This window comes from Wolbachia endosymbiont (group B) of Chorthippus parallelus, from assembly GCF_947251815.1.
Classification (GTDB): Bacteria; Pseudomonadota; Alphaproteobacteria; order Rickettsiales; family Anaplasmataceae; genus Wolbachia.
The window spans coordinates 1,246,474-1,269,767 of sequence record NZ_OX366390.1 but is presented as its reverse complement, the minus strand read 5'-3'; the positions used below and the strand labels follow the sequence as shown (position 1 = coordinate 1,269,767).

The 23,294-nt window shown below is 33.4% G+C and carries 13 protein-coding genes and 4 pseudogenes; 10 read left to right on the top strand and 7 right to left on the bottom strand.

The annotated features are described in order from the left end of the window. Positions 1–7: 7 nt before the first annotated feature. The 4 genes from OPS21_RS05810 to OPS21_RS05795 form a co-directional block, all read right to left on the bottom strand. Positions 8–8,986, bottom strand: coding sequence for a Tc toxin subunit A-related protein (locus OPS21_RS05810; RefSeq protein ID WP_265027604.1), 8,979 nt, complete (start codon positions 8,984–8,986; stop codon positions 8–10). A 1-nt stretch (position 8,987) separates the two neighbouring features. After that, on the bottom strand, positions 8,988–9,356 hold the full coding sequence (locus OPS21_RS05805; protein ID WP_264337039.1) for a hypothetical protein: 369 nt from the start codon (positions 9,354–9,356) through the stop codon (positions 8,988–8,990). Positions 9,357–9,933: 577 nt separating this feature from the next. Then, positions 9,934–11,211 carry an IS4-like element ISWpi18 family transposase gene (locus tag OPS21_RS05800; protein ID WP_264336305.1) on the bottom strand — a complete coding sequence of 426 codons (1,278 nt, stop codon included), beginning with the start codon at positions 11,209–11,211 and terminating at the stop codon, positions 9,934–9,936. A gap of 89 nt (positions 11,212–11,300) precedes the next feature. Continuing rightward, entirely contained in the window at positions 11,301–11,633 is a 333-nt protein-coding gene (locus tag OPS21_RS05795; protein WP_265027603.1) for a hypothetical protein, read from the bottom strand. An 83-nt stretch (positions 11,634–11,716) separates the two neighbouring features. Between OPS21_RS05795 and OPS21_RS05790 the strand changes: the two are divergent. Then, positions 11,717–12,816 (top strand): annotated as a pseudogene (locus OPS21_RS05790) (IS3 family transposase). A gap of 89 nt (positions 12,817–12,905) precedes the next feature. Here OPS21_RS05790 and OPS21_RS05785 read toward each other — a convergent pair. Together OPS21_RS05785 and OPS21_RS05780 are read right to left on the bottom strand one after the other, a co-directional pair. Then, positions 12,906–13,802, bottom strand: coding sequence for an RHS repeat-associated core domain-containing protein (locus OPS21_RS05785; RefSeq protein ID WP_264337041.1), 897 nt, complete (start codon positions 13,800–13,802; stop codon positions 12,906–12,908). Between the two features lie 97 nt (positions 13,803–13,899). Next, positions 13,900–14,999 (bottom strand): annotated as a pseudogene (locus OPS21_RS05780) (IS3 family transposase). A 57-nt stretch (positions 15,000–15,056) separates the two neighbouring features. On the opposite strand from OPS21_RS05780, the pseudogene OPS21_RS05775 reads away from it, so the two are divergent. The 6 genes and pseudogenes from OPS21_RS05775 to OPS21_RS07995 form a co-directional block, all read left to right on the top strand. Further along, positions 15,057–15,257: pseudogene (locus tag OPS21_RS05775) on the top strand (phage tail sheath C-terminal domain-containing protein); the annotation flags it as partial. Positions 15,258–15,268: 11 nt separating this feature from the next. Then, entirely contained in the window at positions 15,269–15,775 is a 507-nt protein-coding gene (locus OPS21_RS05770) for a phage major tail tube protein (RefSeq protein WP_236514923.1), read from the top strand. A gap of 36 nt (positions 15,776–15,811) precedes the next feature. After that, positions 15,812–16,066, top strand: coding sequence for a phage tail assembly protein (locus tag OPS21_RS05765; RefSeq protein ID WP_236514921.1), 255 nt, complete (start codon positions 15,812–15,814; stop codon positions 16,064–16,066). 115 nt (positions 16,067–16,181) lie between these two features. Beyond that, on the top strand, positions 16,182–18,446 hold the full coding sequence (locus OPS21_RS05760; protein WP_265027602.1) for a phage tail tape measure protein: 2,265 nt from the start codon (positions 16,182–16,184) through the stop codon (positions 18,444–18,446). Further along, on the top strand, positions 18,446–18,802 hold the full coding sequence (locus OPS21_RS05755) for a phage tail protein (RefSeq protein WP_038536970.1): 357 nt from the start codon (positions 18,446–18,448) through the stop codon (positions 18,800–18,802). The genes OPS21_RS05760 and OPS21_RS05755 overlap by 1 nt, the downstream gene beginning before the upstream one ends. Next, a pseudogene (locus OPS21_RS07995) lies at positions 18,799–18,915 on the top strand (tail protein X); the annotation flags it as partial. The gene OPS21_RS05755 and the pseudogene OPS21_RS07995, both read left to right, overlap by 4 nt. A 93-nt stretch (positions 18,916–19,008) precedes the next feature. Here the strand turns inward: OPS21_RS07995 and OPS21_RS05745 are convergent. Further along, a complete protein-coding gene (locus tag OPS21_RS05745; protein ID WP_264336319.1) occupies positions 19,009–19,974 on the bottom strand; it encodes an IS110 family RNA-guided transposase in 966 nt (321 codons plus the stop codon). A 310-nt stretch (positions 19,975–20,284) separates the two neighbouring features. On the opposite strand from OPS21_RS05745, the gene OPS21_RS05740 reads away from it, so the two are divergent. The 3 genes from OPS21_RS05740 to OPS21_RS05730 all read left to right on the top strand — a co-directional run bounded on the left by OPS21_RS05740 (position 20,285) and on the right by OPS21_RS05730 (position 23,278). Beyond that, entirely contained in the window at positions 20,285–21,220 is a 936-nt protein-coding gene (locus OPS21_RS05740) for a contractile injection system protein, VgrG/Pvc8 family (protein ID WP_265027601.1), read from the top strand. Positions 21,221–21,276: 56 nt separating this feature from the next. Further along, positions 21,277–21,798, top strand: coding sequence for an ankyrin repeat domain-containing protein (locus OPS21_RS05735; RefSeq protein WP_236514909.1), 522 nt, complete (start codon positions 21,277–21,279; stop codon positions 21,796–21,798). A gap of 160 nt (positions 21,799–21,958) precedes the next feature. Then, on the top strand, positions 21,959–23,278 hold the full coding sequence (locus OPS21_RS05730) for an IS4-like element ISWosp7 family transposase (RefSeq protein ID WP_264336202.1): 1,320 nt from the start codon (positions 21,959–21,961) through the stop codon (positions 23,276–23,278). Positions 23,279–23,294 lie beyond the last annotated feature (16 nt).

Here is a 23,294-nt window from a genome sequence, read left to right as displayed (position 1 = left end):
ATAGAAGTTACCAATTAATCGTTGCTTTATAAGGGACCATAATCATTATTTCTTCGATTTTGCTTATATCTGCATTGTTGATTTTAATACTCCAATCACTACCAATTGTAAGTGAAGGATTAACAATCTTTTTAGAATTACGTTCCCAATTGTAGTTATTTAACTTTATAGTTATTCGACTCATATCTGGCGTAGTAGGTATAACATAAATGTTATTTTCTTTATTTAAATCAACTGATGGATTTTTTACATGAACGGGAAAAATCTCAGAGGATAGTTTGAATTTTAGCTCAGAAGAACGTCCTTTTGCTTGTTGTTTAAATTTTTCCCACTCTTCTGGATAGACCGAACTTAGGTTCATAACTAATGTACCGAGGTAATACTTTAATTGGTTAAGGTTTTTTACCTGGCTACTTAAAGCTTCTCCACCATTTAACGCTGTGTAGTCTAAATGAATGATAACATCAGAAATAGTACCGATATCAAATCTATTAGTTGCTTGAGGAAGGCTTAATTCCCAGGTAGAAACTGCACCTGTGCCCTCAAATGGTAAGTAACGTTCATCACCAAAACTAAGTTCAAATAATCCACTATCTTGATCAGCTTTTGAGATAGCAATTTCTTGATTTGGCTTCCAGTTAACTCTCAACAGATCAGTTTCAGGCTGTTCTTCTTCACTTGGGTTTACTAAGTATTTAATTGCATTTATTGCACTATCGCTTTTTAATATTACTTGGCTACTTGTTTGTTGCAAACTTGCATGAACATTTTCATAAGGACCAACCACTGCTGGAATAGTGATCTTGATATCTTTAATTTTACGAGCATAGTGACCAGGGAAATCAAGGTCAAATAATTTTTCCGTGAAAGAGAATTTACAACTGCCTTTAGTTTTAAGCTCATAAAGTGCGATAGGATCAAGAGATTTAAGTGAGATTACTTTAGTGATCTCCAGTCTTCTTTCATTGGTATCATGGTATTCCTTATCAAGTTGCTCAAGTTCAAACTTTAATTTTTGTCCTGAAAGTAAGCCTTCTTTTAAACTATTCCAGTGTCCTGGCTGAATAAAAGTCTTGTTACTATCAACTTCATACTGATAGGCATACTCTGCTTGTCTTGCAATTTCAAGAGCAAGTCTATAAACCCTAATATATAAACTTTTAAGTTCTCCTTTCATCCAGCTGTATAGTTCCTGGTTAGTAAATTTACTTCTGAAAAACTGCTCTTTTTCCTTAATCTGCTCTATTGATTTCTTATGAGCTGTAAGGTCTTGTACAGCATTTGCCTGATTTATCTTGTTTGCTTCTATTTGATGGCTAATTTGCTCAGTATCATAAGTTGCCATAATTTTTTGTAAATCCCAATCCTGAGCTCTTCTTTCATAACTTGCTGATGTACTTATATTCTGTGATATGTTTGATAGTGTGTTTGCTGTTGTTGCTAGAGCTTTAGCACCAGCTTCCACAGACCTGCCAAAGTCACTGCCACCACATGCTAATCCAAAAATATTTGGCACAAGATGCACAGCTACAGCAGCTATTTCAAGAGGAATTGAAAGCGTTAAAAGACCTGTGGCAGTAATAGCTGTTGCTATTGCTGCAATTTCAGAGCCTGATAATCCATCATTAATTAATTTCTCATAATGAGATTTTCGGTCTTTTGCGCTACTCAAACTTGCATCAAGTGCCTTAGCTTCTTCTTTTAATGCTTCAATAGCTTTTTCCTTAATGGTTGTCATTAAGTTAGCCATTATTCCTTCTTGCTTATTGTAAAGCAAAGTGAGTGCTTCAGCATCCTTCTTCTCTAAAACGCTTAGTAGCTCTGAACCAATTTGAGTAACAGTATCAGCAATTGATTTAGCGTAGGTAATCATATACTTAAAACGGTAATGAGGCACTTGGGCTATTTTTGGTAACCTTATAATACTTCCACTAGCTGCAGTACTTATTAGTTGTCTTGGATCAATTGGTGGTTGGAATAGAGAAAGCTCTAAACGTTTACCTTTGATATCCAAGCAATGTCTTATTTTATAAAGACGATCCTCAATCCTATCCCATAAGGCAATAAAATCTTTATTTTCTGGAGTGCAGAAATAACTGCAATATGTAGTAAGATCAACTACAGCAGCACTAGAACTATTGCGTGTATTTTGAACAGTATCTCTCGGAGCTTCTGCTTCTATTTTACATATGTCATATTTATTATTCGACAACTCACATATACTCTCAGGCTCAGCTTTGAACTTTCCTTTCTTTTTGGGCTTTTCTCCAAGAAGGTTCCAAGCTCTTACATAAAGCATCGTTGCTTGGTTAATTCCTTCCCATGAATTTTGAGAAAAGAGCATATCCCCCCAATCGACTAAATTATCTATGTATGACATTATTACATACTTCTCATAAGAGATCTTTTTCTTGTCAGCCTCTTTGTACGGATCAAGTAAATCTATTAACTTTTCACTATCACACTTCTCATTACCATATGAATTTCCGCATTTAGTTTTAAAGGGAAGAAATTGCCATGCATTGCAGCCCCTATTGGTAGGATTGAAGACGTATTGATACCACCTGCGTGCCTCAGCAAACTTCTGCTCCTGGTTGAAAAGATATGCAACCAGTGTTGGAATATGGAAAAATATTTCCCACAAATATACCCCATAAAACCCTTGAAAATCAAGCGTTTGGTTTTGCACTTCTGGTGCTAAGATTGCTTCTGATCCCTTAATGTAAGCTTCTTTATATGACTTATTGATTAAATTAAAAATTTCTATGCTTTTGTATTTACTTTGATCTACGTTATCGTTTTTCTCTTGAATAATTAATTCTCTTACTAACTTTATCTCTTTATCTCTTTTTCCATCCAATTGCTTATGCCTTTCCTGTTCAGCAACTTTATTATTACCGTCTTCTATTTCTTTTTTGTTTTTTTGTAATTGTGATATTACATTCTTAAGATACTCTTTCTCTTTTTCATACTTTTTTATTTCATCATCTAACTTCTTTATCTCTTTTTCATGCTGTTTTATACTTTCCTCTAATATACCCTTCTCTTTTTTTAATACCTCTATAGTTTTTTCTGGCTCTTGCAATCTGTTTATCTCACTTTCCAAATTTGTCACTTTTGTTTCTAACTCTGTTAGCTGCTCCAGCAATTCTACTTTTTTGCTTTCTGTACTTTGCTTGAGTAGTGCTAACTTTTGTTTCAAATTATCTGCAGCTACTCGAAGCTTCCCTTTTTCTCCTGACTCCTCTAGTGGATCTAGCTGTGCTTCTTGTAATTGTAAATCACTTAACCGTTTTATTATATCTTTTGTTTTTCTCTGTAAGTTATCATCCACAGTTTCCTCTGTTGCTAGCTTAGCTATGTTATTGATCAAAGTTGCCGTTTCCGTTTCTAGTGTTATTAACTCTTGCTGTAATTCTACATTTGTACTCTCTACATTTTGCTTGTGCTGTGTTAGCTCTTGTTTCAAATTATTTATTACTGCTCGTAAATTGCCTCTCTCTGCTGCTTTTTCATATGAATCACTTGATCTATGCGGAAATAAATTATTCAACTTTACTTTTAAATTCTCTATATCCTGCCATAATCTTCTCTTTTCTTTTATATCTTGTTCTACAGAATTTACCTTGCTTTGTAACGCATCTTTACTCCTTTTCTCGCCATCTTTTTTGTTTTCTAAACTAATTAACTCACTTTGCTTATCATTCTCTCTTGCCTTCTTTTTATCTATTTTTTTCTGCATTTCATTTATCTGGCGTGTAACAACTTTCTTCTCCTCTTCCTTTTTCTTATCGTAGAATTCTTTTATACTTTTTTCTGCCTCTGCAATGCTGTTCATACTATTAAAGTAACGCGTATAGGATCTTTCTGATGTTAGGTCCTCTTTCAGAATAAACTTACTATTATGAAAGCCGTTTTCACAAGACAAAATCAATATTTCGCTATCCTTTGTAGCTACTTTCAGCTTGCCATCAAATTTTTCATTAATATCTTTTGATTCTTTAACCTTCTCTTTTAGTTTTCTACCCCAATCCCTAATCTCGTTTTCAAAATAACTTCTAGCCTCCTCTATATCCCGATCTTCAACCCATACATTGTGTTTAAGGAATCCAACTTTCTCATCTTTTTTACCTTTATACTCCTCCAGTGTTTTTTTATTCCAATTTCTAACATCTAAACATTTCCTTACTTCAATCTCAAATTTCTCATCTATTTTAACATCGTGTGGCAACTTTTGTTGAGCGGACCAGCTACCATCCACCTTTTTAAATACATAGTACAAAGTTAGAGTAGAATCATTAATTGATACATCTTCTATTTGCTTTTCCTTTACAGTTTTGTGTAGCCAAAAAATAAATATTCTACCAAATGTATGGACTATTCTTGCGATGTTGACTGGTATTTGCACTTCAATTTTTTGCCAAGGCTCCCAAGTCTGTGTACTTCCTGTTTTACCACCTTCAAAATTGCCAATACGGTAATAGTAAGTATAAGGACCTGCTTGAGTTCGTCCTAAAATATACAACTTGTTGTCTGTAAAATAAGTATCAACTACTCTGAGATTCACAAGCTGTGCAAAATCCTCAAAATACTTAATGTATGCATCGGTTACAGTATCATCAATAAGATTTCCTTGCATTAGAGTATTCTGCAATGCTTTATATTCTGCAGTTGCAGATTTACGTAGCGTAGGGTTGAGGTAATTTTCAGGGTATAATGCAATTTTCTTAGTTGCCTCCCATTCTCTATAATTATCTAATAAGTCCCACATTTCTTCAGTTAATTCAGAATTAACTGCTACTCCTTCTTCTAGCCCTAATATACAACGATGAATATATAGCTGAAGGCTATTTAGCCCTGCTTTAAGTTGGGAGATTTTTGAGCAGTCACTTATTTCAACATCAATCAATAAGAACGCATACAGACCTCTCATATTCTTATTTTTGACCTCAGAATATGTGTACAGCATATAGTTTGATAGGATATTGCGCTTCTGGTTTTCTAGATGTTCTTTCACTCCCTCTACATAACTTAGCGATTCCCGTAGTTTCCTTTCAATGTTATTGTACTTATTCCATCCAGTAGATGATGGCAAATTATGTAAGTCTTTTAGTTCTAGCAAAATTTGACCATCAATACCTGTTTGTTCTGCCATATCTACAAGAGACTTAATTTTTAGCAAAGAGTCTATAGGATGATTTTCTTTACTGAAACATTTTTTAAAAGCATCAATTTCTTTGATTTGATTTAGTAACTTTTTATCCCAATTAGCAAGCTGTGCTATTTTTTCTGTAACTTTGCTTTCATCATAACTGTCACGTAGCCATTCTGTGTATTGTGATAGAGTAAGTTCATTACCAGAAAAAGCATCCTGCAATGCTTTATGATTTGAAAGGGTTTTAATCTGCTTCTCTGTCCATGTTGCTTTTAGGCCATAAATGGCTGAATGACTTGTAATGCTTTTTATATCCTCTGCACTAAGCTTCAGTACTGTAAAGACTGCAACATTATTTAGAAGTTCTTCAATCATTGCATCGTAAGTTATAGATAAGTCTATTGAGTACGTTTCTTCATATGTTCTTCCAGATGAATTTTTGCAAGTTAAGATCGCTTTATTATTTCGAATGTCTATCGAAGTACATTCACTAGGCTTATAAACATCAACACTCTTCCAAGTTTTAGCTATATTATCATAAATATCTATTTTTCCAGAGAACTTTGTACTATTTGTGATTTTTGCAAACAAACCGTCACGCATCTCGTTTTCTTTTGCAACACGTCTTGTCCAGTTTTTAGCTATAGAATTATTTACAGAATAACCAGTAGAGTCGTAAATATATACTTGGCCAGCAATTCTATTATTCATCTCCTTTGTAAAGAATATAGCCTTTGTACCAATTACAGCTACTGATACGTTGTTATGCGCTCTGCTAATCTCACCTGTAAACTTCCAGCTATCAGTAGCGCCATCATAGACGTCTATATATTTAGAATATTCTTGATCACCTTTATTTCCGCCAAAGAAAATAGCTTGTTTATTAACTATAGCAACTTGCACCATATCACGTGCTTCACTGGCAACGTGTTGAACTTCTATCCATTTCTCAGTTTTAGCATCATAAATATCTATTTTATTAGATCTCGTTTGACCTACTTTACCACCGAAGAAAATAGCTTTGCCATCAACCACAGCTACTGATGCATTTTCACGAGCTTCACTAACTGTATGCGTTGTCCATTTTTCAGCTTTACTATCATAGATATCAACCTTTGAAGAACATTGGTTATCACTCTTACTACCACCAAAGAAAATAACTTTCGTATCAATTATAGCTACTGATGCGTTTGATCGTGCTTCACTAGCTGTATCTGTGCGATTTACCCATTCTCCATTATTATATATATCTATCACACTTGATCTTGTTTTATTAATTTTACCACCAAAGAAAATGGCTTTTTCACCAACTACAGCAACCGAAGCATTTGAGCGAGCTTCACTGGCTGTATGTTTTGTCCACACGCCATTATCATAGACGTCTACTTGTAATGAACATCGTCTATTATCTTTATTTCCACCAAGGAAAATAGCTTTGTTGCCAACAACAGCAACTGCAGCACTATCACGTGCCTCGCTGGCTGCCTCAGTTATCCAGCTTTTGGCTTCTTCATCGTAGATGTCTATTTTTCGTGAGTATTCATTTTCACTTTTCTTACCACAAAAGAAAATAGTCTTAGTGCCAATTGTTGCTACTGCTACGTTTTTTCGTGGCTCACGCATTGAAGACTCTACAGAATTTTTGCTGTGTACTTCACTCTTTCCAAGAAAAACGGCCTTATTGCCAATTATACCTACATCATGAACAATATTTTTATTTGGAGACTCAAGTCTTAATAACTGCAAATTTGTTGGCTGCTTTTCTGTAAATTGATGAGCTGCGGCTAATACGTCAGAGCTTATGTTAAAATGTTTACGTATTTCATTATGAAGATTCTCTCGTTCTTCTATTACCTCACTTATTCTTGTTTTGCATTTTTCAGAAAGTGTAGAATCATTGATTAATGCATCCAACCTTTCCTTGCTTGTTAGTTTTTTGTTTTCCGTTTTTTCTATTATTTCTTTTATTTTATATTCTTCAGAAAGTGTAGAGTCATTAATTAGCGAATCTAATTTTTCTTTGCTTTTTAATTCTTCCAATACACCTTTTATTTTCGTTTTACAATCCACAGAAAGTGTAGAATTATTCATCAACGCATCTAATTTCTCTCTGTTTTTTAATTTTTTGATTTCTGATTCTTCCAGTATTTTTTCTATTTGTATTTTCCACTCACCAGCAAGCTCAGCGTGACTCACTAACGAGTCTAGCCTTTTTCTGATTTCTAATTCTTGATTCTTTTCTATTTCTTCCTCTATCTCATTTATCTCCTTCATATGCTGGTGAGAAAGTGCAGAAGAGTTGATCAATGTGTTTAATTGCTCAATGGTAATAGAATTGTTATTTAGCCAATTATTTAATTCAAAAATACGCTCTATATTATCTAGATTTAGATCAGTGATGTTTAGCTGCAGTAAAATTTGTACTATTTCTGCTGTTGATATATTCATCAACCTTGCTAGCAGGATTTGCTTATGTACTTCTGAGATTAATGATTTTCCAATTTTGTCAGAAACTTCATCGTTATAGTTGACCAAAGAAATGAGTTCGTTATCACTAATATTCCAAATTTTCTTTAGTATAGTACTATTATCTGTGTTTGTAACTAAATCCTTAAGCTTAAATTCACTTGGTAACTCTGCAATCATCGTGTTTAACTTACCAAATAACAATTTTAGTTGCCCAGCAAGCTGAGTAAAGTTGTGTAGAAACTTTTGCTCTTTAACACTAATTTTTTCTTGTTTCTTGGCTTTCTTGCTATGAGTAGTAGATTTATAGTTATCAAGCAGCCATTCCACTTCCTGACGTTTGATTCCAGTTCTTGCAATGAATTCATCAAAATTTTCTTCTTTAAATGGTTCAGAAGGTTCCTCTATACCATATGCTTTCTTTAGATCTGATTCTTTTACTCCTTGTAAAAAGAGTAAAGACTCTGCTGCATTGTTAGCATCTTCTTCACTCTTACTTCCTTCTATTGATATGGAAGCATTAGAATATAGCTTACATACTTCACTTAAAGGCTTTTTTAGCTTTTCCTGCAAGCTTTTGATTCTACTTATTTCCTTTAAAGAATTTGCATCAATTTCATTCTTATCAACCGCAAGCAATACATTACACAGTCCATCAAACGACCAATTAAGCTTATTTGCAAGACGAATAAAACGATGTAGAAAGCCTAATGCCTGATCAATGTTATCTATAGTACCAGAATTGATACTTAGCTTATTGGTAGGATCAATTCTGTTATAGCAGTCAATTAGCTGCTTTAATTTATCAGAGTCTATATTAGTTTGAGCAATGAACTTCTCAACATTTTTAAGCTCACTTTTACTTATACCATAAACTTCGCTTATGTCATGATTTGGAGTAGTAATAAGTTCGTACTCTTCTGGAGAAAGGCCTAAAGATTCTGCTATACTATCAGCTTTTGGTTCCAGTACCTTATATACATCAGCTAAATTTATACCCTGCTTTTCAAGATAAGCACATATGCTAACTAAAGGAAAATTTGCTGGTAGATTAAATGGATACTTAGCTTTAGCTAATTTTTCTAGAGCATTGCCACCTAGTTTCTTATTCAGATTATTCTCCATTATTTCATTAGCAATCTCCAGGTATAACTTTGTTTTGTTAGTGCTATTACAATCTAGTGGAAGCTCAAATAAGTCATGACGACGTTCTTTAAGTTTATGCCCTGGAATATACTTTTCAATAGTTTCAACCAACTTAACAAAATAAGCTGCTGGACTTAAAACTGACTGGCAATGGTCACATTCGTTATAACTTTCTTTAGTCTTAAATATAGTTTCAACTACGTTGCTATCTGTTGTCATATTATTCCCCTTGTAAACTGTGTATAATTGCATCGCACTTCTCTGCAGTATCATGGTCGATATTACAAACGCGTAGTGCTCTATAATGTGGTTCGGTCATTTCTCTGGCGTTTTCTATATAACGGGAGACGAATTCTCTCCTTGCTAAGGCCTTCTGATAAATATCCTTCGCTTCTTGCTCTGTGATTGTGTCTTTTACTTTTTCAATAAAGATATCCTCACATAAATCTGTAATTTTAAATGCTGAGTCATATAAATACTCATCATTTTCATTTTTAAAACTGAGTAATTTTTCAGCTTCTTCAACGTTTTCTATTCCCATCTTCTCTAGGCGAATTTGAGAATCGTTCGCTGTATTTTCGTTGGTCATGTTTTTCCTCTTAATAGTTGTTTAGATTTTTAAATTAATATTTGTTGCTCGACTTAAAAAGTGATACATCCCATTCTTGCTCTGAAATTTTCCTTACCTTTTTGATATAGTTATTATTGCTCAACATATCGTTAAAATGTACTTTCTACTTATCCCGCCCCTCTATTTTTCCTTTGCTTTTGAATATGTTGTGGTCCCTTATAATATTCGAGAGCACGATTAAAAATTTTATCGATATTATCTTTTGACAGTTCCGATAATTTGTTTGCCTTATCTTCTTTTATCTTGGATATAAACTTATCTTTTATTTGATTAACTAGTTCTATATTTCCAGGAGTGTTACGTTTGGCATAGTCAATCTTTCGAAGTATACCTAGTGCCCACTGCCATTAAGTTAAGGGAAAGAGAAGTTAAGATTGGACAAAAAATTTGAAGTGATTGATAATTATGGTAAATACTAGGGTGAATTTTTAAGAAAAGGGAGTCTGAAAAGTGCAAGTTATTTAAAAAAGTAATAATTGCAGGTTATTTTGCAAAGAATGTACTAATGCAATGATACTGAAAAGATATCTTGAATTTAAAACACATGTTTTCTAGCTCTTTTCTGGTAGTTGAGTGAACGAATATCAGATATCTTATGACGATCAACTCTTCTCCCTTTTCTCACCACTAAAGTGTTCATCAAAAATAACTGTGATAGTCGATCCATAATGCAGTCTATGTCTGACTCTGTAGAAAAAATATCAAAGGCTAAGTTTTTAATCGCATTAAATGAGACAGATTTATTGATGCTTTTTTTTAGTTTACTATTCTGTGCGCTCAATGTCTCTTCATCATCTTCTATCATGATACTTTCTAGATTACTGATGAAGATAGTTGACCAAAAATCCTGCTTGATAGTTTCAATACTTTTTCCTGTGAAATTCTCTAAATTTAATCTTCCCTTCAGCCTAGAAAAAAATGTTTCTACTCCCCAGCGCAAGTAATATAATCTCTCAAACTCTTCAACTGTAAAACGTTTCTCATCTAACAGAGATGTTACTAACACTTCAACTTCGCCAGAAGAAAGTATTATTTTGACTAACCTGAATTTCATCTCATCAGGTAATCCTAGCTTTCGTAGCTGTCTTGCTACTTTAATAGGTGCGGTAGACACTACCACCGTACTAGATGGGCTTTCCGGCTTAAACATAGCGTTTATTTCATTGAAAGACGAACTTGAACAGCGAATTATATAATTGATTTTCCTTCCTGTAAGCTCAGCAAGAAATCGATAAGATACGTATCCTCTATCACAGATTAACAAATCGTCTGATTTTATGGATTCAAGCATACCGATTGCTAAATCAACCTCATAGCTGTCACCTCTACTTAGCACAGATTTTATTGCAATATTATTTAGCACATCGTAGCAAACTTCAAAGGTTGCACTTGTATAGTCTTCAAATCTCTGGATTCCATTCCATACTGCTCTTGAGCCAAACTCACCTATTATTTTGTCGCTCTTTGGCAGAATCAGTATTGAAGCATCAAATGCAAGTACTCTGAAGCCATGGTGGGTTTTAAATTCCTGATCTTGGTAGTATAGGGAAACTATATCATCATTTAACTCTGAAAACGCAGTATGCTTTAGCTTCTTTCTTGCTTGAGTAAATGCACTTGCCGTAATTGTATAATCTTTTCTTGTATGCAGAACAAACTCATTAAGCATCACTTGTAATGACTTTACACTCTTTCTAAAAATCAGGAGAAATACATTAACGAAGGGCAGCTTTCTTTTTCGTGAGAAGTCTTTTGAGGATGCTCTGTGTGCGTTTATAAAGTTTAAACTCATCAATTTATTTTTTATAAACATGATTATTCTTTTTTTTACTCATGTCATTACTTCTTTTAATTTGTGGATCTTACCTGATTTTATAATACAGTTCATCACTTTTCCTTAACTTAATGGCAGTGACCTAGTGCCCCTTCTTTTCCGCTTGTTCTTTGTACAGTATCAATACCCTGCCCTGTACCAAGGTTTGCCTCTTTTCGTGATTGAACTTGAACATGAGCTAATTCAGAAATTAATTCCTTGATTTCTTGTGATGTCTCACGGGAGCTTTGATATTTTGGGTTAAGAGTCAATGCAACAGTGTGGGCTTGAGGATAATCATTTCCATACCCTCCTCTTTCAGCTTGAAACATAGTATTTTCCTTACTATCAGGAGCAACAAGAAAATCTCTTTTTTCCTTCAATTTTTCTGCAGCCCTTTGCTCAATAGCACCTACATACAAGTAATGCTTAAACTATAATGCACCCCATAAACTAGACCAAAAAAAAATGGTTGATTCGAGTAGGAAGGTAAAGGGGTAAAAGTATGGCAACAAAAAAATATGAACCAGAGTTAAAAGCAAAGATAGCTTTGGAAGCAATAAAAAATCAAAAAAGCACATCTGAGATATGTAGTGAATATAAAATACCATCAACAAATCTATATGATTGGCGTGATAGAGTATTGGCAAGGTTAAAAGACCTATTTGTTGAAGAAAGTGAAAGTGCGAGAAAACAAAGAATCTTAGCGCAAGAAATAGAAAGTTTACATAAAGTAATAGGAGAATTGACAGTGGAAAATAGTTATTTGAAAAAAAAATTACTGAAATAAGCAAAAAAGATAGAGTAAGGTTTATAGAAAAAGATTCTGATCTATCAATTAGGAAACAGGCTGATTTACTGGGGATTTGCAGATCTAGCCTATATTATAGGCATATAATTAATAACGAAAGTGAAATTTGATTCAAGAAGTATATTTGGCTTCTGATTGCCGTTATGGATATCGTAAAATTACTGCTGAAATCATAGCGAGTGGAGTAGTAGTCAATCACAAAAAAATCTTAAGAATTATGAAAAAAATGAAGATTAGTGGGCTGTATTGTAGAAAAAGATGTAATACAAGTATTAAAGAAAAAAAGCATAAAATATATCCTTATTTACTCAAAGATTTGATTATTTGTAGAGTTAATCAGGTATGGGCTACTATATATTATGGTAGAAGGTAAGTTTGTCTATTTTGTGGCAATAATGGACTTGTATAGTCGCTATATTATTGCTCATTCATTATCACCATATCTCGATGCTGGATTTTGCCTTTATACTCTCAAAGAAGCTCTAAAACAAGGTAAACCTGAGATTTTTAATAGTGATCAAGGAGTGCAGTTTACTAGCTACAACTTTATTATGGAATTAGAGCGTGCTAATATTAAAATTAGTATGGATCATAAAGGACGTTGCTTCGACAATATATTTGTTGAGCGTTTATGGAGAACTTTAAAGCAAGAAGCTATATATTATTATAGACCAAATAGTATCAGAGATTTGAATCTTATAATAAACGATTTTGTTGGTTGGTATAACTATAAAAGGCGACATCAGACTCTACATTATAAAGTTCCTGCTGATCTTTATTATCATAAACAGTAAATGAATATATTGATAAATACTTTAAATGTGTGTCGACGTATTTATCAACATATTCATTTTAAAAATCGGATCACTTTGAAAAAAATGGTCTAGACAAATGGGTGCATTATAAACCTAGATAGATAATGACTTGCAGTACTGCGTTTTTTACCTACAACTTTCCTACTTGTTTTGTTCCGTTTATTTTCAATATTAGCTTGAAAACACTCAGTATTCTCACTTTCAGAATCTGATCCGACAAAGTAGTATTCTGGATATGGTCTAGATTTTGGATCTAACTTATCATCCTTTTTATCTTGTTCTGGCGTGCCTGTATCTTCAAATAAATCTTCCTGGTCATCATCATTGCTTATATCACAATCGTTATAGCTAACTTTCTGTTTTTTGCTCAGTCTTTCTGATCCCATTCCCCCAACATCAACACCATTAACTGGATTACCTTTAATAAACTGAAATAAATTCAACCCATCAACAGTCCCCGCCGGATCAGGATTGACCCACCTCAGAAGCCATGGCGCATAGTAACGAGCTCCGTAGTAATAAAGACCGGTGCTATCGTCTCTTTCTTTTCCTGAATATCTATATTCTTTCTCTGTGACTTCTCGTGCATTTTTCCCTGCAATTAGAGCTGTACCACCAAACGGTAAATATTCCTCATATGTCATGATTTCAGCATTATCATTTAACTCTAGTGCTACTGAGTCTAAGTGATTACTCAGCTGATAACGACTTTGACTATTTCGAGTTTCATCAGATGTTCCACGAGTCCAGTAATGATGCAATGCTACTCTACTTTTATCGTCCATCACATGGACAGTATACTTCTCTTTGCTTAAACCATTATTTTGGTAAGTTCTAGTAACCTCGATATCACCAAAGTAGATTTTTTCTACTCGAGTAGAGTTTGTTTCGTTATTCTGATAGGTTTCAGTAACCTTTCTGACTCTTTGCCCACTACTGTCATAAACATAGTATAATGCACCCATTTGTCTAGACCATTTTTTTCAAAGTGATCCGATTTTTAAAATGAATATGTTGATAAATACGTCGACACACATTTAAAGTATTTATCAATATATTCATTTACTGTTTATGATAATAAAGATCAGCAGGAACTTTATAATGTAGAGTCTGATGTCGCCTTTTATAGTTATACCAACCAACAAAATCGTTTATTATAAGATTCAAATCTCTGATACTATTTGGTCTATAATAATATATAGCTTCTTGCTTTAAAGTTCTCCATAAACGCTCAACAAATATATTGTCGAAGCAACGTCCTTTATGATCCATACTAATTTTAATATTAGCACGCTCTAATTCCATAATAAAGTTGTAGCTAGTAAACTGCACTCCTTGATCACTATTAAAAATCTCAGGTTTACCTTGTTTTAGAGCTTCTTTGAGAGTATAAAGGCAAAATCCAGCATCGAGATATGGTGATAATGAATGAGCAATAATATAGCGACTATACAAGTCCATTATTGCCACAAAATAGACAAACTTACCTTCTACCATAATATATAGTAGCCCATACCTGATTAACTCTACAAATAATCAAATCTTTGAGTAAATAAGGATATATTTTATGCTTTTTTTCTTTAATACTTGTATTACATCTTTTTCTACAATACAGCCCACTAATCTTCATTTTTTTCATAATTCTTAAGATTTTTTTGTGATTGACTACTACTCCACTCGCTATGATTTCAGCAGTAATTTTACGATATCCATAACGGCAATCAGAAGCCAAATATACTTCTTGAATCAAATTTCACTTTCGTTATTAATTATATGCCTATAATATAGGCTAGATCTGCAAATCCCCAGTAAATCAGCCTGTTTCCTAATTGATAGATCAGAATCTTTTTCTATAAACCTTACTCTATCTTTTTTGCTTATTTCAGTAATTTTTTTTTCAAATAACTATTTTCCACTGTCAATTCTCCTATTACTTTATGTAAACTTTCTATTTCTTGCGCTAAGATTCTTTGTTTTCTCGCACTTTCACTTTCTTCAACAAATAGGTCTTTTAACCTTGCCAATACTCTATCACGCCAATCATATAGATTTGTTGATGGTATTTTATATTCACTACATATCTCAGATGTGCTTTTTTGATTTTTTATTGCTTCCAAAGCTATCTTTGCTTTTAACTCTGGTTCATATTTTTTTGTTGCCATACTTTTACCCCTTTACCTTCCTACTCGGATCAACCATTTTTTTTTGGTCTAGTTTATGGGGTGCATTATACTTATTTGGCCAATTTAAAAGCCCAAGGAGCGATTATCAGTGGAAAATGCTATGCAACTCCCGAACTCAATACACCGGCGAATATTGCAAGCGGAAAAGTATACTTTGACTTTGAGTTTACACCACCATATCCGGCTGAGCAAATAATATTCAGATCCCATCTTGTAAATAATAGTGTAATAAGTTAGGAGAAAGCGAAGTGTTACCCAAAATACTGAGAAATTTTAACGTATTTGTAGATGGTCGTGGTTATGCAGGAAAAATAGATGAAATAACCTTGCCAAAACTTACCATAAAAACAGATGAATATAGAGCTGGTGGTATGGATATTCCAATAAATATTGACATGGGAATGGAAAAGCTTGAAGCAGATTTCACTTTTTCTGAATACGATACAGAACTCTTTCGGCTATTTGGGTTGATAAATGGAAATTCAGTATCTTTGACGCTCAGAGGTGGAATGCAAGGGAGTGGTAGTAACGATATTGAAGCTGTAGTAATCAATCTAAGAGGCATATTCAAAGAATTTGATTTTGGTAGCTGGAAACCTGCTGAAAAAGCAACGCTGAAGTGTACTATAGCTGCTCATTACTATAAACTTACTATAGGTGGTAATGAATTAATAGAGATCGATGCTGAAAATATGATTAGAAAGATAAATGGTGTTGATCAAATGGCCTTGCTACAAACGGTTTTAGGAATATGAAAACTTATTTGAAATTTTATTTTTTTAGAGGAAAATATGAAAACAATTACACTTAGTGAATCAATAACAGTTGATAGTATCTCTGTCTCAGAGTTATCGATGCGTGAACCTAAAGTAAGAGATTTACTTGCTATAGAACGCATAGAAGGCGAAGCTTTGAAAGAGGTAGCTTTAATTGCTAATCTAGCATCTGTGCCAAAAGAAGCAGTTGAAGATTTATGTATTAAAGATTATGTAGAAATACAAAAGGTGCTAAAAGATTTTTTGTCGCCTTTAGAACAGAGGAATTAAGATTCAATATTTTAAAACTTAGTTCAATAACAGGAAGTGGAATTGAGCAGATTACTAATATGGATGTAAATGAATTTTTATCCTGGATAGAAATAAGTAAAGGAGTAGCAAAAAAATGTCAATGCTTTCAATAAAGATCAGTGCAACATTAGATGGCAGTTTTAATAGTGCAATGACAGGTAGTGCAGCAAAGCTTTCTAAGTTGGGTGATAGTATAAAGCAGCTTGATTCGTCAATGAAATCTGTTTCCAAATTTAAGCAACTAAATCATGATGCCCTTGAAGCTATGAAGAATTGGAAGGAAGCGGAGAAGAAAGCAAAAGAATCAGCTGCAGCAATTACTAAAGAAAAAAAGGAAAAAAACGAACCAAGCAAAGCACTGAAAAATGAATTTGAAAAATTGAAAGCATCGGCATCAAAGGCAAAAGAGGCTTATATTAAAAAGAGAGATGCACTTTACACATTAAATGAAGAAATCAGGAAAAGTGGAAAGGATGTCAAATCTTTAGTGAGAGATCAAACTAAACTTGGTTCATCTATTGAAGTACTAAAAGGAAAATACAGTAAATTAGGATCTGTAATACAAAAACAGCAAAATGCTTTGGCAAAAAAAGCGCATTATAGATCACAAGTAATGGAAACTATAGGACTAGGACTTTCGCTTGCAACGCCAATTAAAGTTGCGATTGACTTTGAAAGTGCTATGGCTGACGTTAGGAAAGTAGTAGAATTTAATGGTGATAATGAAGCTAATATATTTACTCGAGAATTGAAGAAATTATCCCGTGAAATACCATTATCAGCCGCAGAGTTAGCACAAATAGCTGCAAGTGGCGGACAGCTTGGTATCAACAAAGGTAAGCTGCTTGAATTTACCACAACAGTAGCTAAAATGGCCACAGCATTTGATATGTCTGCTGAACAAGCTGGTGATTCCATAGCTAAACTCGCTAACATTTATGGAATTGCAGTAGAGAAGATGGAAGGAGTTGGTGATGTTATAAATTACCTATCAGATAATACTGCAGCTAAGGCAAACGATATGATTGAAGCACTTGCTAGAGTGGGTGGTAATGCAAAACAATTTGGTTTAGATATTAATCAGACAAGTAGTTTAGTAAATGCCTTCATTAGTTTAGGTAAACAACCTGAAAAAGCAGCAACTGCTGTCAATGCTCTGCTTTCTAAACTTCAAACTGCTGAAGGGCAAGGAAAAGAGTTCAAAGCAGCATTGGAATCGATAGGTATCACTGCAGAGGAAATGTCACAAAAGGTTGCTGAAAACGGGCAAAACGCTCTACTTCATTTTTTTGAAACTTTAGAAAAAGTAGATAGACAGGAACGTTCACAAATCCTTCTCAATCTCTTTGGTCAAGAATATCAAGATGATATTGCATTGATAGTTGGGAGTTTGGAAGAATATAAAAAAGCAATAGATTTTGTGGCTGATAAAGAAAAGTATAACAAATCTATGCAAAAGGAATTTAATAACCGTGCAAGCACTACAGCAAATAACTTGCAGCTACTTAAAAATACAATAGCAGAGCTAGGAATGAACTTAGGGTCAGTTATGCTACCTACTTTAAATTGGATAAGTAAGATTTTGAGGTCTATATCTACAGGTATAGCTTGGTTCGCAGAGAAGTGTCCAATTTTGACTACAGGAGTTATGAGCATAATTTCAGCTCTTATTATTGGCAAGATTGCAGTGGTAGGTTTTGGTTATGCATTTACATTGGCTGGAGGTGGACTATTAACTTTTAATGCTATTTTGCAGGGAACACTTTTGCCAGTATTAACTTCGTTATCAGCACGAGTAATTCCAGCAGTAATCATGGGACTGAAAGCTTTAACGCTAACCAATCCTATAGGAGCTGCTATTGCTGGACTATCAGTTGGTGCAGCACTTGTAATCGCTAATTGGCAAAAGGTAAAGGACTTTTTCTCAAGTATCTGGAAATCAATTACAAAACCTATAGAAAATTGGATTGGTATAGGAAAATTGTTTAATGATAATCCAATAAAAGCATTAGAGAAAACAGTAGAAGCAAAAATAGGCAGTGCAACTAGTGAAAATAGAAATGTTTTTAGTAAAGGAAATCCTTTATTAAATAATAATGCTTTTAGTGGAATTTCGAATAGTAGAACGAATATTGAAAGTGTGATTACAGAAAAAAGTTCTGTAGCAGATAATTCAGAGAAAGTTTTAAAAGACTGTGAAAAGTGTGAACAAAAAATTTTCAATCAAACTTTTACATTTAATATAAGTATAAAAGCAGAACCTAACCAAGATGTACGTAGTCTTGCTGATGCAGTAATAAAAAGAATAAGGGAAAAATCTCGTGATGTTTTATTTGATTCAATAGAACCAATTTACTAATGCTATCACTTGGTCAACATAAGCTTTCTCCAACAAGTGTAAGGTATAGTAAAGAAAATCGTTGGAGTACAATTGAGTGCATTGGTAAAATACCTTCATTACAAAATATTGGTCAAGGTGCAGAAAATATAGACTTAGAAGGAGTAATTTATTTCCATAATCTGAATGATTTAAATCAATTAAAAAGTATGAAAGAAACTGAGAAAAATCATGAACCAAGTATCTTAGTAGACAATTTAGGGAATGTTTTGGGAAGATTTGTTATTGTGCGGTTAGAAGAAAAGCAAACGTCGTATTTTCCCTGTGGATTACCAAAAAAGGTTGAATTTAGCTTAAGTTTAAGGAGTTATGTATGACAGTACATTATATAACCCGAGAAAATGAAATGTTAGATTACATATGTTTTAAGCACTATGGATATAGCTCTGGAGCAGTAGAAATAGTATTGGAGGCTAATCCTGGTCTTGCAGCAGTTGTGTTAAAAGTCAATAGAAAAATTGATGTAGCTGTGAATAAGTACTTAAAATTTGTGTGGGCGTACTTATTCACAGCTATGCTATTGCTATATAGAAGCAGTTTTAGGGCTATACTCCTCAGTAAACAGTCTACCGTCTCTTACTAAAGAGTTAGCAAGGATAAGTAATTTTCTCATTGCAGCAGTAGAGGTAACTTTATATGGTTTTTTATATTGATTGTATAGCCTATCAAAGAAGATTTTTATATAAGAATTGTACCTTTGCGCACTAAGAATGCACATATGTAAAACCTTTCTAATTTGTGATCTACCACCCTGAATACACCTTTTTCCCTTACTAAAACCACTATCTCGATTAAAAGGTGCAACTCCGGAAAGGCTGGATATTTCTTTATGTTGGAGAGTTCCAAGCTCGGGTAGATAACAAATAAAAGTAATAGCTGTTATTGCACCTACACCAGGTATACTAGTTATTGACATGTACTTTTTTTTAAGCTCTTGATTTTTATCGACTAATTCCATTACCTCATCTTCTAAGACTTGAATTTGATTTTGTAAAACTGCAAGTAGCTCTTCCATTTGTTTGATTATAGATAAATCGGTTACTTGATGAGCTTGGGTTTTTTGTATTTTTGCTATTTCTACTAGTTGATTCCTGCGAGATAATTTTTGCTTCAAACAGTCAATACTACTAACTTTTAAAGGAGTGACACGCATGTCTATATTACTAACATAACGTGAGATGATGCTACAGTCTATTTTATCAGTTTTAGTAGCAATACCAAGGCTTTTTGCATAATCTCTCACCCATCTTGGTTGAATGACATATACTTCAAAACCATGGCTTAATAAAGTATAGGCACATAATTTTTCGTACCCACCAGTTGCTTCAAGTCCAACTTTGGTTACGTTATGTAAACGCAAAAAGTCGATTATTTGATCAATAGCTTGAACGTTATTTTCAAATACTTTATGATGTCCAAGTGGATGAATATGGATATCTAGTTTATTTTTGCTAATATCAATTCCAGTAATAATATTTGATAAATTCATAATTCCTCCATAAATAATGTGTATACTGCATTTTCCACCCTTATATACGAGCCTAAAAGCTCAACCAGTTGTTCGGAACTTTCAGTATAATACACCAGAGAGGAGAACCTTGCTGCAAGACGGTCCTTATGACCAAGAGTATGGACGGTTCCTCCTCTCTCCGTGTCTTTATACTGCTATTTCGTGACATTTATAAAGACTTGTTTTTAACATATAAGAGTATGGAAGTTTTTTGCCTACAGGATTAAAGATCAGGTTACCTAGAATACAAGAGCAATTAAAAAAATCGAAGTTAAAAGTGTGGGAATAAATGAAACCTGAATTTAGCATTGAAGGAATAAAAGGTCATGTAATATCGGTGTATCTTACTGATGAATCTGGTACTATAGATGATATCGCAGAGGTATGTGTTGATTATGGCAATGAAAATGTAGAAGTTCCAAATGAATTGAACATAGCACTAGGTTATAAGGAAACGGGAATCTTTCCAATGGGTGTATATACAGTCAATGAAGTTACGATACAAGGCCCACCTCAGACCCTACTAATAAAAGCTCATGCAACAAATTTAAGAATATCTTTGAAGGCAAAAGTATCAAAAGAATGGCACCAAATTACCATAGAAAACTTAGTAAAAGAAATAGCTCAAAAACATGGATATGGATACAAAGTCGCTGAGGAATTTAAGGATATATTGATACCCCACATCAACCAAATAGATGAAAGTGATATCAGCTTGTTAACTAAAATAGCAATAGAAAACGAAGCAATGGCAAAATTAGCTGGTGGGTATATATTATTTATTTCAAAAAACATGGCAAAATCAGCCACAGGAAAAGCTTTAGGAACAACAAATATTAGACCTCAAGACACAATTAATTGGAAAGTGCATTTTACCGTACGTGATAAGTATAATTCAGTAGTGGCAAAGTGGCATAGCTATGAAAAGGGCGAAACTATTAAAGAAACAGTTGGTAGCGGTGAGCCAAGTTATATTATGCTGGAACTTTACTCAAATGCAGAGTCAGCACTAAGTGCAGCAAATGCCAAGTTGAAACAATTGAAGCGTAACAATGAAACTTTAGATGTAACTATGCCTGGTAATCCTCAAATTTTTGCAGAAGCTAAACTTAATCTTCTAGGTTTTAATCAAGCGTTAGATGGTGAATGGATAATTAATAGAGCGGAGCATACTTTAAATAGCTCGGGTTACCTTACTATGTTGTCAGCATCTTTGAGTAAGTAATGTTAAGAAAAAAATGAGTAATGATCTATTTAATATGAAGAAACTGTGTGCCAAATATGAAAAAAATAAAGTATAATGAAAGAGATAAACTACATTTCGTATGGTTCATACTATTAATAGTATGCGTTGTTATTACTTATTGCTATCAAAAATCTAAAGCTACAGATAATTATAACAAAACATTACAAGTGGCTACTAGTAATTGCAACTTAGAAATAGTAAAACTTTTAGTAAAGGATATGGCTCCAAACTTGAGTGGAACAACGTTACATTGTGCAGCAAGAAAAGGATGTTTAGACATTATCAGATTTTTAATAGAAGAGGAAAAAGTAAATATAAACGCACTTGATAGAAATGCATTTAAAAGAATAGCTTTACATCACGCTGCAGGTGAAGGACACCTAGAAGTTATTAAGTTTTTATTGGAGAAAGGCGCAAATCCTAATATTAGAGATATAGATGGAAAAAACCCAAGAGATGTAGCTGTGCTAAGATCACGGCACAATAAAGATAAACCATACGATGAAATTATACACTTGCTCTATAATGCTGAAAAAGAACACGAATCTGAGCAGTAATATTTCGTAACCGGAAACAAGAAGTAGTTGAAAGATTACACAGTTAGGAGAAACCATACGCGTCAAGTTAAGGAACTGTGGTAATAAACTTAGTGTAAGGAAGAGAAAAAGAAGATATAAGTTCTCTTAAATTTAACAAAGAAAACGGAGAACTTATACAATGAAAAGAATAGTTTGCATCTCAAAAAAGCTCAAAGAATTTTTTAATGAAAAAGCAGATAAAATCTCAGCTACAACAGGGTTCATAAAAAGAAAGAGGAAGCTAAAAGGCTCGTCGTTCATAAAAGCCATCGTTTTGGGTAATATAGGGGTTGATAATTGTAGTATAGAGACAGTGTGTCAATTATTGAATGAAGACTCGATAAATATAACAAAACAAGGTCTGGACTTTAGATTTACCAAGGAAGCAGTGGAATTCATGAAAAGAATGTATAATGAATCTTTAACGTTACTTAAAAATACCTTACAAGTTGATTGCAGAATCTTGAAGCACTTTGGAGGTGTTAAATTATTAGACAGCAGCTATATTAGCTTACCTAACAGTATGGAAGACATGTATAAAGGTTATGGTACCAGCTACAGTGGTTATGAAAGCAATACTAAGTCTGGAATAAAGTTACAATTAGTTTTTGACTACCTAAATCAGACATTAGACCAGCTTAATATAACTGAAGGAATAAGGTCAGATCAGGGTTATAGAAGCCATTTAAGCAATATATCGAACAACGATTTACTAATATCTGATTTGGGTTATTTTGTGCCAAGTTCTTTTAAACAAATCAATGAAATAGGAGCTTATTTCATAAGTCGTTATAAATCCGATACTAACATATATGATATAGAGACAGGTCAAAAAATAGATTTACTAGAACATTTGGGAGATCGATCTTTTCTAGAACAGGAGGTATTGTTAGGAAAAGAGACAAGGGTTAAAGTAAGAATTATATTTAAAAAACTAACTGAAGAACAAGCTATGGCTAGAAGAAGAAAGGCTAATAGGTTAGCAAGATCACATGGATACACATCTTCTCAAAGGAACCAAAAGTTACTAAATTGGTCGATATTTATAACTAATGTTCCAAAAAGTAAGATTAATGCTGAGCAAATACTAGTAGTTTACCGAATAAGATGGCAAATTGAATTATTGTTCAAATTATATAAGAGTAATATAAGGCTTGATAAGCTGAGAGGAAAGCCATACAGAGTATTATGTGAGCTATATGCCAAATTGTGTGCAATTCTTATATTTCATGGAATAGTGGGTTGCACAGAACTGAAAAAAAATACGGAGCTTAGCTTAACAAAGGCATTTATTGAGCTAAAAAGACGGGTTAGAGAGTTATTTTTAGCACTAAATAATAAAATTAAAGGCTTAAATATTTTTCTCAAAAAGCTTACCATAACTTGGTCGCAATTTTCATTAAAAGACAAGTACAGAAAAACTAGGGTATCCACCTTAACTTCTCTAAATTTGCTTTAACTTGACGCGTATGGTT

Coding starts and splice junctions, on each gene's coding strand:
- OPS21_RS05810 (WP_265027604.1), bottom strand. CDS start 8,986: ATGACAACAGATAGCAACGTAGTTGAAACTATATTTAAGACTAAAGAA.
- OPS21_RS05805 (WP_264337039.1), bottom strand. CDS start 9,356: ATGACCAACGAAAATACAGCGAACGATTCTCAAATTCGCCTAGAGAAG.
- OPS21_RS05800 (WP_264336305.1), bottom strand. CDS start 11,211: ATGTTTATAAAAAATAAATTGATGAGTTTAAACTTTATAAACGCACAC.
- OPS21_RS05785 (WP_264337041.1), bottom strand. CDS start 13,802: ATGGGTGCATTATACTATGTTTATGACAGTAGTGGGCAAAGAGTCAGA.
- OPS21_RS05765 (WP_236514921.1), top strand. CDS start 15,812: ATGAAAACAATTACACTTAGTGAATCAATAACAGTTGATAGTATCTCT.
- OPS21_RS05760 (WP_265027602.1), top strand. CDS start 16,182: ATGTCAATGCTTTCAATAAAGATCAGTGCAACATTAGATGGCAGTTTT.
- OPS21_RS05755 (WP_038536970.1), top strand. CDS start 18,446: ATGCTATCACTTGGTCAACATAAGCTTTCTCCAACAAGTGTAAGGTAT.
- OPS21_RS05745 (WP_264336319.1), bottom strand. CDS start 19,974: ATGAATTTATCAAATATTATTACTGGAATTGATATTAGCAAAAATAAA.
- OPS21_RS05740 (WP_265027601.1), top strand. CDS start 20,285: ATGAAACCTGAATTTAGCATTGAAGGAATAAAAGGTCATGTAATATCG.
- OPS21_RS05735 (WP_236514909.1), top strand. CDS start 21,277: ATGAAAAAAATAAAGTATAATGAAAGAGATAAACTACATTTCGTATGG.
- OPS21_RS05730 (WP_264336202.1), top strand. CDS start 21,959: ATGAAAAGAATAGTTTGCATCTCAAAAAAGCTCAAAGAATTTTTTAAT.